The organism is Streptomyces sp. NPDC052225 (genome assembly GCF_040679615.1).
In the GTDB taxonomy this organism is placed as follows: Bacteria; Actinomycetota; Actinomycetes; order Streptomycetales; family Streptomycetaceae; genus Streptomyces.
The window spans coordinates 348,963-364,207 of the sequence record NZ_JBFAVD010000004.1 but is presented as its reverse complement, the minus strand read 5'-3'; the positions used below and the strand labels follow the sequence as shown (position 1 = coordinate 364,207).

Annotated in this window: 13 protein-coding genes and 1 tRNA gene; 11 read left to right on the top strand and 3 right to left on the bottom strand. The window is 69.4% G+C overall.

What is annotated here, in order from left to right; genetic code table 11:
- The first annotated feature begins 65 nt into the window (after window positions 1–65).
- Together AB0L37_RS09410 and glmS are read left to right on the top strand one after the other, a co-directional pair.
- A complete protein-coding gene (locus tag AB0L37_RS09410; protein ID WP_365502059.1) occupies window positions 66–323 on the top strand; it encodes a hypothetical protein in 258 nt (85 codons plus the stop codon).
- A 37-nt stretch (window positions 324–360) separates the two neighbouring features.
- Window positions 361–2,178, top strand: coding sequence for a glutamine--fructose-6-phosphate transaminase (isomerizing) (gene glmS / locus AB0L37_RS09405; protein WP_365502057.1), 1,818 nt, complete (start codon window positions 361–363; stop codon window positions 2,176–2,178).
- Between the two features lie 141 nt (window positions 2,179–2,319).
- Here the strand turns inward: glmS and AB0L37_RS09400 are convergent, their stop codons facing one another.
- Window positions 2,320–2,901, bottom strand: a complete 582-nt coding sequence (locus AB0L37_RS09400; protein ID WP_365502055.1) for a GPR1/FUN34/YaaH family transporter — start codon at window positions 2,899–2,901, stop codon at window positions 2,320–2,322.
- Between the two features lie 228 nt (window positions 2,902–3,129).
- A complete protein-coding gene (locus AB0L37_RS09395) occupies window positions 3,130–3,654 on the bottom strand; it encodes a universal stress protein (RefSeq protein WP_365502053.1) in 525 nt (174 codons plus the stop codon).
- Between the two features lie 457 nt (window positions 3,655–4,111).
- On the opposite strand from AB0L37_RS09395, the gene AB0L37_RS09390 reads away from it, so the two are divergent.
- The 4 genes from AB0L37_RS09390 to AB0L37_RS09375 all read left to right on the top strand — a co-directional run bounded on the left by AB0L37_RS09390 (window position 4,112) and on the right by AB0L37_RS09375 (window position 6,993).
- The gene (locus tag AB0L37_RS09390; protein WP_365502129.1) at window positions 4,112–4,399 is read left to right on the top strand and encodes a hypothetical protein; all 288 of its coding nucleotides are present in this window, start codon (window positions 4,112–4,114) and stop codon (window positions 4,397–4,399) included.
- Window positions 4,400–4,798: 399 nt separating this feature from the next.
- Window positions 4,799–6,079, top strand: a complete 1,281-nt coding sequence (locus AB0L37_RS09385; protein ID WP_365502051.1) for a helix-turn-helix domain-containing protein — start codon at window positions 4,799–4,801, stop codon at window positions 6,077–6,079.
- An 84-nt stretch (window positions 6,080–6,163) separates the two neighbouring features.
- Window positions 6,164–6,775: an oligoribonuclease gene (gene orn, locus AB0L37_RS09380; RefSeq protein WP_365502049.1), complete on the top strand. Its 612-nt coding sequence runs from the start codon at window positions 6,164–6,166 to the stop codon at window positions 6,773–6,775.
- A gap of 145 nt (window positions 6,776–6,920) precedes the next feature.
- Window positions 6,921–6,993 (top strand) — tRNA-His (locus AB0L37_RS09375).
- Between the two features lie 75 nt (window positions 6,994–7,068).
- On the opposite strand, the gene AB0L37_RS09370 is transcribed toward AB0L37_RS09375, so the two are convergent.
- Window positions 7,069–8,124: a LacI family DNA-binding transcriptional regulator gene (locus tag AB0L37_RS09370; RefSeq protein WP_365502047.1), complete on the bottom strand. Its 1,056-nt coding sequence runs from the start codon at window positions 8,122–8,124 to the stop codon at window positions 7,069–7,071.
- Between the two features lie 256 nt (window positions 8,125–8,380).
- On the opposite strand from AB0L37_RS09370, the gene AB0L37_RS09365 reads away from it, so the two are divergent.
- The 5 genes from AB0L37_RS09365 (at window position 8,381) to aspT (ending at window position 15,238) form a co-directional block, all read left to right on the top strand.
- On the top strand, window positions 8,381–9,709 hold the full coding sequence (locus AB0L37_RS09365; protein WP_365502045.1) for an ABC transporter substrate-binding protein: 1,329 nt from the start codon (window positions 8,381–8,383) through the stop codon (window positions 9,707–9,709).
- Window positions 9,706–10,731, top strand: a complete 1,026-nt coding sequence (locus AB0L37_RS09360; protein ID WP_365502043.1) for a sugar ABC transporter permease — start codon at window positions 9,706–9,708, stop codon at window positions 10,729–10,731. The genes AB0L37_RS09365 and AB0L37_RS09360 overlap by 4 nt, the downstream gene beginning before the upstream one ends.
- Window positions 10,728–11,627, top strand: a complete 900-nt coding sequence (locus AB0L37_RS09355; RefSeq protein WP_365502041.1) for a carbohydrate ABC transporter permease — start codon at window positions 10,728–10,730, stop codon at window positions 11,625–11,627. Before AB0L37_RS09360 ends, AB0L37_RS09355 begins: the two co-directional genes overlap by 4 nt.
- A gap of 380 nt (window positions 11,628–12,007) precedes the next feature.
- Entirely contained in the window at window positions 12,008–13,459 is a 1,452-nt protein-coding gene (locus AB0L37_RS09350) for a GH1 family beta-glucosidase (RefSeq protein WP_365502039.1), read from the top strand.
- A gap of 102 nt (window positions 13,460–13,561) precedes the next feature.
- A complete protein-coding gene (aspT, locus tag AB0L37_RS09345; protein ID WP_365502037.1) occupies window positions 13,562–15,238 on the top strand; it encodes an aspartate-alanine antiporter in 1,677 nt (558 codons plus the stop codon).
- Window positions 15,239–15,245: the final 7 nt, after the last annotated feature.

Here is a 15,245-nt window from a genome sequence, read left to right as displayed (position 1 = left end):
TGACCCTTGCCCGATATCGGGCAGGATTCTTGCGAAAGGCTCCGCCGTCCCCCAGGATCTACCGGGTGCACGAGGAACTTGTCGATCACCTGACACGCAGCACTGCCCTGAACCGGGGCGAGGCGCTGCGGGTGATCCAGGACGTGCTCGCCTACTTCGACGAGTCGGCGGAGGACTACGTCCGCCGCCGCCATCGCGAGCTCCAGGGTCAGGGCCTGGTGAACGCGAAGATCTTCGAACAGATCACGACGGAACTGCGGTACCGGGCGGTGGCGCCGCCGGAGCTCTCGCTCCGGCAACTGCGCCGCATCGTCTACGGCTGATCCGTCCACGGTTGAACAGAGGGGACTCTCAACACTTATGTGCGGAATTGTCGGCTACATCGGCAGGCGTGACGTCGCGCCGCTCCTCCTGGAGGGGCTCCAGCGCCTGGAGTACCGCGGTTACGACTCGGCGGGCGTGGTCATCACCAGCCCCAAGTCGACCGGTCTGAAGATGGTCAAGGCGAAGGGCCGCGTCCGCGACCTGGAGGCCAAGGTCCCGGCCCGCTTCAAGGGCACGACCGGCATCGCCCACACCCGCTGGGCCACCCACGGCGCCCCCTCCGACGAGAACGCGCACCCGCACATGTCGGGCGACAACAAGGTCGCCGTCGTCCACAACGGCATCATCGACAACGCCTCCGACCTGCGCGCCAAGCTCACCGCCGAGGGCGTCGAGTTCCTCTCCGAGACGGACACCGAGGTCCTCACCCACCTCATCGCCCGCTCGCAGCAGACCGACCTCGAGGACAAGGTCCGCGAGGTGCTGCGCCTCATCGAGGGCACGTACGGCATCGCCGTCCTGCACGCCGACTTCCCGGACCGCATCGTCGTGGCCCGCAACGGCTCGCCGGTCGTCCTCGGCATCGGCGACAAGGAGATGTTCGTCGCCTCCGACATCGCGGCCCTCGTCTCCCACACCCGCCAGATCGTCACCCTCGACGACGGCGAGATGGCGACCCTGAAGGCCGACGACTTCCGTACGTACACCACGGAGGGCACCCGCACGACGGCGTCCCCGACGACCGTGGAGTGGGAGGCCGCCTCGTACGACATGGGCGGCCACGACACGTACATGCACAAGGAGATCTTCGAGCAGGCCGACGCCGTGGACCGCGTGCTGCGCGGCCGCATCGACGACCGCTTCTCCACCGTGCACCTCGGTGGCCTGAACCTGGACGCCCGCGAGGCCCGCTCCGTGCGCCGCGTGAAGATCCTCGGCTGCGGCACCTCGTACCACGCCGGCCTGATCGGCGCCCAGATGATCGAGGAGCTGGCCCGCATCCCCGCGGACGCCGAGCCGGCCTCCGAGTTCCGCTACCGCAACCCGGTGGTCGACCCCGACACGCTGTACATCGCGGTCTCCCAGTCCGGTGAGACGTACGACGTGCTGGCCGCCGTCCAGGAGCTCAAGCGCAAGGGCGCCCGCGTCTTCGGCGTCGTGAACGTCGTCGGCTCGGCGATCGCCCGCGAGTCCGACGCGGGTGTCTACGTCCACGCGGGCCCCGAGGTCTGCGTCGTCTCCACCAAGTGCTTCACGAACACGACGGTCGCCTTCGCGCTGCTCGCCCTGCACCTGGGCCGCATCCGCGACCTGTCCGTCGCGGACGGCAAGCGCATCATCGAGGGCCTGCGCAAGCTCCCCGCCCAGATCACCGCGATCCTGGACCAGGAAGCGGAGATCAAGAAGATCGCCGAGGAGTACGCGGACGCCCGCTCGATGATGTTCATCGGCCGCGTCCGGGGCTACCCGGTGGCCCGCGAGGCGTCCCTGAAGCTGAAGGAGGTCTCGTACATCCACGCCGAGGCCTACCCGGCCTCCGAGCTGAAGCACGGCCCGCTGGCCCTCATCGAGCCCGCGCTCCCCACGGTCGCGATCGTCCCCGACGACGACCTGCTGGAGAAGAACCGCGCCGCGATGGAGGAGATCAAGGCCCGCTCCGGCCGCATCCTGGCCGTCGCCCACCAGGAGCAGGAGAAGGCCGACCGCACGATCGTCGTCCCGAAGAACGAGGACGAGCTGGACCCGATCCTCATGGGCATCCCGCTCCAACTCCTCGCCTACCACACGGCGTTGGCCCTCGGCCGCGACATCGACAAGCCGCGCAACCTGGCGAAGTCGGTCACGGTCGAGTAGGGGCGCGGGGCTGTATCGGCCGGCGGCTCCGCCGCGGGGCGCGCCCAGCCACGACGAACGGGTCCCTCCGTGTGCCACCGAGCACAGAGGGACCCGTTCCCGAAGGGCCGGGGTCGCCCATTACCCCGGCCCGCTTGGCTGTCAGCCGGTGGCCGTCACCCCCCGGCCGGCAGCGCGTCCGGGCAGTGCCGTCGGCAGCCCCGCCATCGAGGCCGTGGCCCCGTACCAGGCGAGGAGACCGCCCACCGCGGCGAACCAGCCGCCGGCCTTGGCGAGGGAGTCGGTGTCACCGAACGCGGCGACCGCGAGCAGCACCAGCGCCACGAACAGCGCCGCGTACGTGCCGCGCGTGAAGACGTCCGACCCGGCGGAGCCGAGTGTCAGGCTGAGCGCGAGCAGTGCGAAGAGGAGCAGGAAGAGCCCCGCCGCGTTCGCGGAGACGGGGTCGTCCGAGGCGACGCCCCAGGTGAACCAGAAGGCACCGAGCCCGGCGAAGGCCGTACCGGTGAAGCCGTCACCCTCGCTGGAGCGCAGGGCGAGCAGACCGGCGACGAAGAGGGCGATGCCGCCCACGTAGGTCGCGATGGAGACGGCGTTGGCGGCCGTCACGCCGTCGATCACCTGGGTGTGCCCGAGGCCGAAGGCCAACAGCGTGAGTCCCAGGGCGAGTTGGCCGAGAGTCGAGACGGTAGAGGCGCTTCCCGCGGAGACGTCGTTGTCCACAGCGGGCTCCCTTCGTGCAAAGTGCGGGTGCTGTGCTGGTGCCGTGCCGCTGTCGTGCCGTTGTCGTGCGGGCCCGGCGACCGGTATGTACCCTTCACAAGGGCACAAACCACCTCTACGCACGAGTAGATTTATCCATCGGGCGTGAATTCACCGGAGCGGGAACGGCCGTACCCCGCCCGCAAGTTGAAGAACCGTCAGGCGCGTCTCACCTGGGGCGAGGACCCGTTACGGAATGACAACGACGGGCCGCTGCGCCCGCCGCGCGAGCCGGCCCGCCACCGAGCCGAAGATCCGCCCCACGAGCCCGTGCGTCGACCCGACCACGATGGCGTCGGCGGAGTACTCGCGGCCGACCTCCTCCAGCTCGTGGCAGATGTCACCGCCGCGCTCGACGAGGATCCAGGGCACCTCGGACAGGTACTCCGCGCAGGCCAGTTCGAGCCCGAGCACCTCGGTCCTGTGGTCGGGGACGTCGACGAAGACCGGCGGCTCGCACCCCGCCCACACCGTCGTCGGCAGCCTGTTGGCCACGTGCACGATGATCAGGCCCGAGCCCGAGCGATGGGCCATGCCGATCGCGTAGGCCAGCGCGCGCTCGCTCGACATGGAGCCGTCGAAACCGACGACGACGCCGTGCTTGAACGCGGGGTCGCAGGCGTGACGTGGTTCTTCCGCCGCCTGGGGGGTCACCGTGGGGTCGGCGACCTGCCGCTTGCGGCCTTCGGGTTCGGTGAATTCGTGACCGGCCATGAGTGTCTCGGCGTGTACCTCGTGGGCCTCGTATGAGGGGACGACTAATGATCGGCGGAGCTGTGTCCGGGAATCATCTTCCCAACCCCATACCCCCAAGGGTACGGCGACACTCCTCCTCTGCCCAGACTCCGGCCCACGCTCAGGCCTGTACGTACGTGCGCTCCGCAGCGTTCAGGGGAGCATGCACGAGGCCGTGCCCGTATGGCAATGGTTGCTGCCCCGTACAGGCGGTTTGCGCACCCTTGTGGGCCCGTCCGGGGCGGATCGGGTGACCGGGGCGCATGCCGCGCGTTGAACTCCCGACCGCCACGACCCAGGGAGAACCAGGGAGCATTCCGTGCCCGGACCGACCACAGCGCACCATCCGACCACCGCACGCCGGAGCATTCCGGCGCCCGCCCGCGCGCCCGAGTCGCACACGCGGGCGACCGCTCACGCCGAACACGCGCCACCCGTGGGTTCCGAAGGGGCGAGCGATGTGGTGCGCTGGGCGGCGTTCAGCTGCGTCCTGGTGCCGCTCGTGCTCGTCGGGTACGGCAGCTCGGCCGCGGGCGCCGCCGGCTCGGCCCTGGGGCTCGCCGCCGTGACCGCGGTCTGCCGGGTCCTGCTCCGCCAGTCCGAACGCGGCGCCGCACGGTTGCACAGTGAACAGTGCTGCCCCCATCGTGGCCGGCACGGCAGGACCGGTTCGGGGGCGCACAGGGGCGGACACCGGGCCGGTCGTGGTGCGCCGGTCGACTGACCGGTTTCCGCGCACTACCCCGTAGATTTTCAGCCAACTTCGGCCAGGGCCGCCTCCCTTGTGGTTCACCGCCCCCAACCCCCGTTCCACCAGGGCCGAAAGGACCACAAAAGGCCGGCGCACCCTACGGGGACCGGCCACTGAGTCAAGGCGTACTTCCCAGCAACGCCCGTGAGTGCAACGCTTCGTGATCGAATGCTTCACGCCAAGTTGCCATGTCGACAATGTGCCAGGTCTTTAACTGGTCACGACGGCACCACGGGACACAGTAGATTCGATCATGACTGTCTGATCAGTAGGCGGCGGGGGACTTCGTGCAGGACCGAGGGGAAACGTGCAGGAGCGAACAGCCCGTCAAAGTATTGAGGGAGCCGCGATCACCGAGGGGGGCTTAGCAGGATGAGCCACGACTCCACCACTGCGCCGGAGGCGGCGGCTCGCAAGCTGGCAGGCAGGCGGCGACGAGAGATCGTCGCGGTGCTGCTGTTCAGCGGCGGACCCATCTTCGAAAGTTCCATTCCGCTCTCCGTGTTCGGAATCGACCGCCAGGACGCGGGAGTTCCTCGTTACCGGCTGCTGGTGTGCGCCGGCGAAGAGGGACCGCTGCGGACCACCGGAGGGCTTGAACTCACCGCGCCGCACGGCCTGGAGGCGATCGCGCGGGCAGGCACGGTCGTCGTTCCCGCCTGGCGGTCGATCACCTCACCACCGCCGGAAGAGGCCCTCGACGCGCTGCGCCGCGCGCACGAGGAGGGCGCCCGCATCGTGGGCCTGTGCACCGGCGCGTTCGTGCTCGCCGCCGCCGGTCTCCTCGACGGCCGCCCGGCGACCACGCACTGGATGTACGCGCCGACGCTCGCCAAGCGCTACCCGTCGGTCCATGTGGACCCGCGCGAGCTCTTCGTCGACGACGGCGACGTGCTCACCAGCGCCGGCACCGCGGCCGGTATCGACCTGTGCCTGCACATCGTGCGCACGGACCACGGCAACGAGGCGGCCGGAGCGCTCGCCCGCCGCCTGGTGGTCCCGCCGCGCCGCAGCGGCGGCCAGGAGCGCTACCTCGACCGGTCTTTACCGGAGGAGATCGGCGCGGACCCGCTGGCCGAGGTCGTCGCCTGGGCCCTGGAGCACCTCCACGAGCAGTTCGACGTGGAGACGCTGGCCGCCCGCGCCTATATGAGCCGCCGCACCTTCGACCGCCGCTTCCGGTCGCTGACGGGGTCCGCCCCGCTCCAGTGGCTGATCACGCAGCGGGTGCTGCAGGCCCAGCGGCTCCTGGAGACCTCCGACTACTCGGTCGACGAGGTGGCCGGGCGCTGCGGGTTCCGCTCCCCCGTCGCGCTGCGCGGACACTTCCGGCGCCAGCTCGGCTCGTCCCCGGCCGCGTACCGGGCGGCGTACCGGGCGCGCAGGCCGCAGCCGGGCGACAACCCGGGGGCCAACGGGAAGTCCGACAAGCCCGTCGAGATCGCACAGGTGCAGGGCCCCGAGACCCCGGCCCCCGGGCCGGTACCGGCCCAGTCCCGGCGCACCGCCGCCGCCTCGGCGCTGGGCGCCCCCGCGGCCTCGATGCCGACCGGGCCGACCGGACCGACCGGGCACGCGGAGGGTGCCGGGCAGCACTCGGAGGCGTTCGCACCCGGCCGGGCGAGCCTGCCGGGGCCGCGCACGGCACCGTAGGAGCGTCGCAGGAGCGTTCAACCGAAGCACGGAGCTGACGCCGTCGTCTGCCAGCGGAGAGGTCCGACCCGTAGGGTTGGCCGCATGAACGATCGCATGGTGTGGATCGACTGCGAGATGACCGGACTCTCGCTGGCGAACGACGCGCTCATCGAGGTGGCCGCACTGGTCACCGACTCGGAGCTGAACGTACTCGGCGACGGTGTGGACATCGTGATCCGCCCGCCGGACGAGGCCCTGGAGCAGATGCCCGAGGTGGTGCGCACCATGCACACCGCCTCGGGTCTCCTCGACGAGCTGGCGGGCGGCACGACGCTCGCGGACGCCGAGGAGCAGGTCCTGGCTTACGTACGTGAACACGTCAAGGACGCGGGCAAAGCCCCGCTGTGCGGGAACTCGGTCGGCACCGACCGCGGATTCCTGCTGCGTGACATGCCGACGCTGGAGGAGTACCTCCACTACCGGATCGTCGATGTGTCCTCGGTCAAGGAACTGGCCCGGCGCTGGTACCCGAGGGCGTACTTCAACAGTCCGGAGAAGAACGGCAACCACCGGGCCCTCGCCGACATCCGCGAGTCCATCGCGGAGCTGCGCTACTACCGCGAGGCGGTCTTCGTCCCGCAGCCGGGCCCGGACTCGGACACCGCGAAGGCGATCGCGAAGAAGTACGTCCTGCCCGCGGAAGCCTCGGAGTAGTCCCCGCACGGTCCCTGCAAAGTCCCTGCTCAAGCCCGTGTGTACGGGGTCCGGGGAGCCCACGGAAAAGGTGGGCGCGAGCACCCCTTCGGACCCTGTACACTTTTTCTCGGCCGGTCGGAAGAACGACAAAAGACCGGACATGGTGGGTGTAGCTCAGTTGGTAGAGCACCTGGTTGTGGTCCAGGTGGCCGCGGGTTCAAGTCCCGTCACTCACCCTGAATGATCGAAGGCCCCGGTTCGGGAGAACCGGGGCCTTCGGCGTTTCCGTCCGCGGGACATGAACCCGTCACTCACGAGGACGCGCGGATCACCAGCTCCGTGGGGAGCACCAGATGCCGCTCGGCGCCGCGGCGGACCGAGGAGCGCTTGCCCTCGGCGGCCAGCGCGATCTCGTCCAGGAGCAGCCCCGTCATGGCGCGGCCCATGTCCCGGGTGGGCTGGCGCACGCTGGTCAGGCCCGGCTCCATGTGGCGGGCGATCATCGAGTCGTCGAAGCCGACCAGGGCAACGTCGTCCGGGATCCGCCGGCCCGCCTTGCGCAGCGCCTGGCGGGCGCCCGAGGCCATCAGGTCGGAGCAGACGAAGACGGCGTCGAGGCCGGGGCTGCGTTCAAGAAGATCACTCATGCACCGCCGGCCGCCCTCCTCGGTGAAGTCCCCGTAGGCGACCAATTTCTCGTCGTACGCGAATCCGCCCGCGCCCAGTTCGTCCTCGTATCCGGCGAGTCGCCGCTGGGCGCCGTACACGTCGAGCGGGCCCGTGATGATGGCGACGGAGCGGCGGCCGCGGGAGATCAGATGCTCGACGGCGGAGCGGGCGCCCGCGTAGTTGTCGGTGTCGACCGAGGGCAGCGGCTCGTCGGCCGAGCGCGGGCCGCTGATGACGGTCGGGATGTCCATCTGGAGGAGACGGTCGGCGAGCGGGTCGTCGGCGTGCACGGAGACCAGCAGGACGCCGTCGACGCGGTGGGCGGCGAGGTAGGCGGCGAGGCGGTCCTGTTCGCGCTCGCCGCGGGCGAAGGTGAGCAGAAGTTGCAGGTTGGTCTCGGCGAGGGCCATGCCGACGCCGCCGACCATGCCGGAGAAGTACGGCTCGGAGAAGAACCGGGACTCGGCCTCGGGGACGACCACCGCTATGGAGTCCGTGCGGTTGGCGGCGAGGGCCCGGGCCGCGGTGTTGGGCACGTAGCCGAGCTCGGCCACGGCCTCCTCGACCGCCGCGCGCGTACGGTCGCTGACCCGCGGCGATCCGTTGATCACCCGGGAGACCGTGCCCCGGCCGACGCCCGCCCGGGCCGCGACCTCCTCAAGGGTCGGACGCCTGCCGTGAGTGCCGCGAGCCGCCATGACTCCTACCTCCCCAAGTCTCACGCGGAATCTAACAGCCCGATAACCGCAGCAACTTGTCGCTGCCCGGTCTCTTGACACCCATGAGCCGAGCGACGACTCTTCAACACATCACGGATGGGAGCGCTCCCACCCTAGTGGACGCATACAGAAGCCGCACGTTCCCCGCCCGAGCCGCACGAAGAACGAACGGGCCCAGTAAGGCAGTTGGCCGGGGTTTGGCACTTCAGAGCAATTGAGCACTTTGGAGGACGCAATGCGCACGACTGCCCGAACGTCCCGACGCGCGATGACCTTCGCGGTCGTCGCCGCCCTGGCCACGGGGCTGCTCGCCGGCTGCGCGAGCGATGACTCGGACGGCGACGAGGGAGGCACGAGCGGAGGCGCCGGCGGCGGTGGCAAGACCACCCTCACCATCGGCACCTTCGGCACCTTCGGGTACAAGCAGTCCGGTCTGTACGACGAGTACATGAAGCTCCACCCGGACATCACCATCAAGGAGAACGTCACCACCCGTACCGACGTCTACTGGCCCAAGACGGTCACCCGTCTCCAGGCCGGGTCCGGCACCGACGACGTGCAGGCGATCGAGATCGGCAACATCACCGACGCGGTCCAGACGCAGGCCTCCAAGTTCGTCGACCTGGGCAAGGAGGTCGACAAGTCCCAGTGGCTGGACTGGAAGCTGAAGCAGGCCACCACCAAGGACGGCAAGACCATCGGGCTCGGCACGGACATCGGCCCGATGGCGATCTGCTACCGCAAGGACCTGTTCAAGAAGGCCGGTCTGGAGACCGACCGCGCCAAGCTCGCCGCGCAGTGGAAGGGCGACTGGAGCAAGTACGTCGACCTGGGCAAGCAGTACATGAAGAAGGCGCCCAAGGGCACCAAGTTCGTGGACTCGGCGTCCTCGGTCTACAACGCGGCCCTGGGCGGCGAGGCCGAGCGCTACTACAAGGACGAGACCACGGTCGACTGGGACAAGTCCGAGGGTGTGAAGAAGTCCTGGGACGTCGCCATGGAGGTGGCGACCAGTGACATGTCGGCGAAGCTGAAGCAGTTCGACAAGTCGTGGGACCAGGGTTACGCGAACGGCTCGTTCGCCAGCGTCGCCTGCCCCGCGTGGATGATCGGCTACATCCAGACGAAGTCCGGCACCGCCGGCGCCGGCAAGTGGGACGTGGCGGCGGCGCCGACCGCGGCCAACTGGGGCGGTTCGTTCCTCGGTGTGCCGACGGCGAGCAAGCACCAGAAGGAGGCCATCGCCTTCGCGAAGTGGCTGACCGCTCCCGAGCAGCAGGCGAAGGTCTTCGCGAAGCAGGCGAGCTTCCCGTCGACGCCGTCCGCGTACGGTTCGCTGAAGCCGAAGGCCGAGACGGCCGCGTACTTCTCGGGCGCTCCGCTGACGCAGATCTTCTCCGAGTCGGCGAAGACCATCCCGTCGCAGTACTTCGGCATCAAGGACCAGCCGATCAACACCGCGATCACTGACATCGGCATCCTCCAGGTCGAGCAGAAGGGCAAGTCGCCCAAGCAGGGCTGGGACGCCGCGTCCAAGGAGATCGAGGACGTGCTCGGCCAGTGACCGTGTCCAAAGAGGCTCTCGCGCAGACCGCGTCGAGTGCCGAAGCCGCGCCCTCCGACAAGGAGGGCGCGGCCCGCGGTACTCACGGTCGCGGTCCGGCCAAGGCTCCTGACTCGTGGCGCCGCCGGCTGTACCGCTGGGACATGAAGGCGTCGCCGTACGCGTTCATCTCCCCGTTCTTCATCGTCTTCGGCGCCTTCTCGCTGGTGCCGCTGCTCTACACCGCCTGGTACTCGCTGCACAACGTGCAGCTGTCGTCGCTCGACACCCAGACCTGGGCCGGGCTCGACAACTACACGAACCTGTTCTCGTCGGACTTCTTCTGGAACGCCCTCAAGAACACGTTCAGCATCGGCCTGATCTCGACGGTGCCGCAGCTGGCGGTGGCGATCTGGCTCGCGCACATGCTCAACTACCGGCTGCGCGGCTCGACTCTGTGGCGCGTCGTGATGCTGACCCCGTACGCGACCTCGGTGGCGGCGGCGACGCTGGTCTTCGCCCTGATGTACGCGCCCGAGAACGGCATGATCAACTGGGCCTTCGACCTGATCGGGCTCGACCCGGTCAACTGGAAGGAATCCGACTGGGGTTCACAGTTCGCGATCTCCTCGATCGTGATCTGGCGGTGGACCGGATACAACGCGCTGATCTACCTCGCCGCGATGCAGGCCATCCCGGCGGACCTCTACGAGTCGGCGGCGCTCGACGGCGCCAACCGCTGGCAGCAGTTCCGGCACGTGACCATTCCGATGCTGCGTCCGACGATCCTGTTCACGGTGGTCGTCTCGACCATCGGAGCGACCCAACTGTTCGGCGAACCACTGCTGTTCGGCGGCGTCAGCGGCTCCAAGGGCGGGTCCGAGCACCAGTACCAGACGCTCGGTCTCTACATGTACGACCAGGGCTGGATGATCGGCAACCTGGGCAAGGCCTCCGCCATCGCCTGGTCGATGTTCCTGATCCTGCTGGTCATCGCCGCGATCAACATGCTGATCTCCCGACGGCTGAGGAAGTCCCAATGACCACCACTGATGTGACGGTGACCCAGGTGGCCGCGCCGGTCGCGCCGGGCGGCCGGCGCCGTGTGATGGGCGCGGGCAAGCACCTGCACGCCGGTCCCCTCACGTACGTCTTCCTGTCCTTGTTCGCCCTGGTGTCGCTGGCGCCGCTGCTGTGGACGGTGGTCGCGGCCTCGCGCACCAACGCGCGGCTCGCGCAGACCCCGCCGCCGTTCTGGATCGGCGGCAACCTGTTCAAGAACCTCGAACGGGCGTGGAACGAGGCGGGGATGGGGACCGCGATGGTCAACACGATCCTCGTCGCGTCGGCCATCACCGTCGGCACCGTCCTCTTCTCCACGCTGGCCGGATTCGCCTTCGCCAAGCTGAAGTTCAAGTTCTCCAACCTGCTGCTCCTGCTCACCATCGGCACGATGATGGTGCCGCCGCAGCTCGCGGTCGTGCCGCTGTACCTGTGGATGTCGAACCTGGGCTGGGCCAACCAGCTCCAGACGGTCATCCTGCCGACCCTGGTCAGCGCCTTCGGTACGTTCTTCATGCGGCAGTACCTGGTAGGTGCGCTGCCGACCGAGCTCATCGAGGCCGCGCGCGTGGACGGGGCGAGCAGTCTGCGGGTCGTGTGGCACGTCGTCTTCCCGGCGGCGCGGCCGGCGATGGCCGTGCTCGGTCTGCTGACGTTCGTCATGGCCTGGAACGACTTCCTGTGGCCGATCATCGCGCTCAACGCCGAGAACCCGACGGTGCAGGTCGCCCTGAACCAGCTGGGCACGGGGTACATCCCGGACGACTCGGTGATCATGGCCGGTGCGCTGCTCGGGACGCTGCCGCTGCTCATCGCGTTCCTGCTGTTCGGCAAGCAGATCGTGGGCGGCATCATGCAGGGCGCCGTCAAGGGGTAGCCCCTCGGGCCCGTCGCCGTCGGTCCGGCGGTTCCGCAGCGCCGGAGGGGGGTGCTGCGGGCTCCGCCGGGCGGGTGTGCGCCAACGCGTCGTAGGCCTGGGGTTCTTGGGCGGCTGACCGTCCGGTGGGGGCTGGTCGCGCCCCGCGGCGGAGCCGCTCATGACACAGCCCCGCGCCCCTGGAGATGCTCCGCATCTCTCGGGGAAATGCGACGCGAAGCGTCTGCATTTCAGGGGCGCGGGGAACTGCGCGACCAGCCACGACGCAACCCGTACCCGCCGACGCGCCCCCACCCGGCAGACGCGCCCGCGCCCACCCCGGCCCACCCCACCCCGCTCAACCCACATCGTCCTCTCCGCACAACCATGGGAGCGCTCCTATGACCACCACCAACAACACGGGCACCGCCACCACCACCGCCCCCGCCCCACTCACCCGCTTCCCCGCAGGGTTCCTGTGGGGGTCGGCCACCGCCGCGTACCAGATCGAAGGTGCCGTCGCGGAGGACGGGCGGACGCCGTCGATCTGGGACACGTTCAGCCACACCCCGGGCAAGGTGCACAACGGCGACACCGGAGACGTCGCCGTCGACCACTACCACCGCTGGCGCGACGACGTACGGCTCATGGCGGACCTGGGCCTGACCGCGTACCGCTTCTCCGTGGCCTGGCCGCGCGTGCAGCCGACCGGGCGCGGGCCCGCCGTGCAGCGCGGGCTCGACTTCTACCGCGGGCTCGTCGACGAGCTGCTCGGGCACGGGATCAAGCCCGTGGTGACCCTGTACCACTGGGACCTGCCGCAGGAGCTGGAGAGCGCGGGCGGCTGGCCCGAGCGGGACACCGCGTACCGGTTCGCGGAGTACGCGGGGCTCGTCGGCGAGGCGCTCGGCGACCGGGTCGAGCAGTGGGTGACGCTCAACGAGCCCTGGTGCAGCGCTTTTCTGGGCTACAGCTCCGGCGTGCACGCCCCGGGCCGCACCGACCCGGCCGCCGCCCTGCGCGCCGCGCACCACCTCAACCTCGGGCACGGCCTCGCCGTGCAGGCGCTGCGCGACGTGCTGCCGGCCCGCGCGGACATCGGGATCAGCCTCAACCCGAGCGTGGTGCGGGCGCTCACCGACGCCCCGGCCGACCTGGACGCGAAGCGCCGTATCGACGCGCTCGCCAACCGCGTCTTCACCGGGCCGCTGCTCAAGGGCGCCTACCCGCAGGACCTGATCGACGACACGGCGCGGCTCACGGACTGGTCGTTCGTGCGCGACGGGGACACCGCCGTCGCGCACCAGCCGCTCGACTTCATCGGCCTGAACTACTACACGCCCGCCGTCGTCTCGGCCGCCCGCCCGGAGGAGGACGGGCCACGCCTCGACGGGCACGGCGCGAGCGAGCACTCGCCGTGGCCGGCTTCCGAGGACATCGCCTTCCACCACGCGAACGACGAGGTCACCGCCATGAACTGGCCGGTGGACGCGACCGGTCTGACCGACCTGCTGCTGGACTACACGGCGCAGGCGCCGGGCGTGCCGCTGTATGTGACGGAGAACGGCGCCGCGTACGAGGACGTCGTCGTCGACGGGCAGGTGCACGACCCGGAGCGGGTGCGCTATCTGCATCTGCACCTCGCCGCGATCCGCGAGGCCATCGACCGGGGCGCCGATGTGCGCGGGTACTTCCTGTGGTCGCTGCTCGACAACTTCGAGTGGGCGTACGGGTACGGCAAGCGGTTCGGAGCGGTCTACGTCGACTACGAGACGCAGGCCCGCATCCCCAAGTCGAGCGCCGCCTGGTACTCCCAGGTCGCGCGCAGCGGGGGGCTGCCCGCCGCCGAATAGCCCACGGGGGGAGGGCCGGTACGTCGCGTGGCGATGCGGCGTACCGGCCCTTATTTTTCCGCTATGTCCACTATCGCCACACTTGAGCGGTTCTGAGGGCCCATGGGCGTACTCAAGGACCATCCCGAGCTCGTCCTGTTCGCGAGCCTCGCACTCGGCTATCTCGTCGGGAAGCTGCGTGTGGGGCCACTCACGCTGGGCGGCATCTGCGGCACCCTGATCGTCTCGCTGCTCCTCGGCGCCTGGACCAAGGCCGAGGTCTCCGGCGACGTGAAGACGGTGTTCTTCGCGCTGTTCATCTTCGCGCTCGGCTACATGGCCGGGCCCCAGTTCTTCCGCAACCTCAACAAGAAGTCCCTGCGCTTCTTCGTGCTCTGCGGGATCGAGCTGGTCTGCGTCCTCGGCATCGCCTTCGGGCTCGCCAAGTGGTTCGACCTCGACGTCGGCACGGCCTCCGGCATCCTGGCCGGCGCGGCCACCGAGTCGGCGGTGGTGGGTACGGCGACCGAGTCCATCGGCAAGCTGACGAACCTGACCGCCGCACAGATCTCCGAGTACCAGGGCAACGTGGCCACCGCGTACACGGTCTGCTATCTCTTCGGCCTGATCACGATCGTGCTCTACACGAGCCAGATCATGCCGATGATGATGCGCATCAACCTGCGCGACGCCGCCCGTGAGCTGTGGGAGCGCACGCGCAGCCGGGGCAGCCTGGAGTCGGACGAGCGGCCCGCCCTGCCCGGCATGGTGGGCCGTACGTATCTGGTGACCACCGCCGACGGCCGGACCGTCGGGGACCTCCAGGCGGGTGTCCATGACCGCATCACGGTCGAGTCCGTCAAGCGCGGCAGCAAGGTCCTCGACGTCACACCGGAGCTCGAACTCACGCTGTCGGACCTGGTGCTGCTCGTCGGCCGCCGGGCCAACGTCATCGAGGTGGGACGGCTCATCGGCCCCGAGACGCCGGGCGTGCCCGGCCTCGACTCGCCGCTGGCCAGCCGGGAGGTCTCGCTCACCGACAAGTCGGTCGACGGCATGACGGTGGACGCGCTGCAGAAGGCGAACCCCGAGTTCTACCGGGACGGCGTCTACGTCACCGACATCACGCGCGGCGACAACGACCTGCCCGCCACCGGCGACACGGTCCTGCACCGCGGCGACGTCCTCACCCTGGTGGGCGCACGGTCCGGCCTGAACAAGCTCGTCGCGAAGATCGGCTCGGTCGTCAAGAACGACGCCACCGACTTCATCTACCTCGGGCTGGGCATCGCGGCCGGTTCGCTGCTCGGCCAGATCGTCGTGACCTTCGGCGACGTGCCGCTGTCGCTCGGCACGGGCGGCGGCTGTCTGATCTCGGGCCTGCTCTTCGGCTGGTTCCGCTCGCGCTCGCAGACCTTCGGCGCGTTCCCGCCGCAGGCCGCCTCGACCATCAAGGACATGGGCCTCGCGGTCTTCATCGCCTGCACGGGTCTGGTGTCGGGGCCGCAGGCATGGCCGCTGCTCAAGGAGTACGGGGCACTGCTGCCGTTCGCCGGGATCGCGATGGTGCTGATCCCCGCGACGATCTCACTGATCGTCGGACGCAAGCTCCTGAAGATCGAGAAGCCGCTCCTGATCGGAGCCATCGCGGGACAGCAGTGCTCGACCCCCGCGATCACCGCGGTCACCCAGGTGGCGCAGTCATCGGTGCCGATGCTCGGCTACACGATCACCTACGCCCTCTCCAACTTCCTGCTCCCCCTGACGGGCCCCGTGCTCGTCGGCGTACTCGGACACTGAGAGGGCG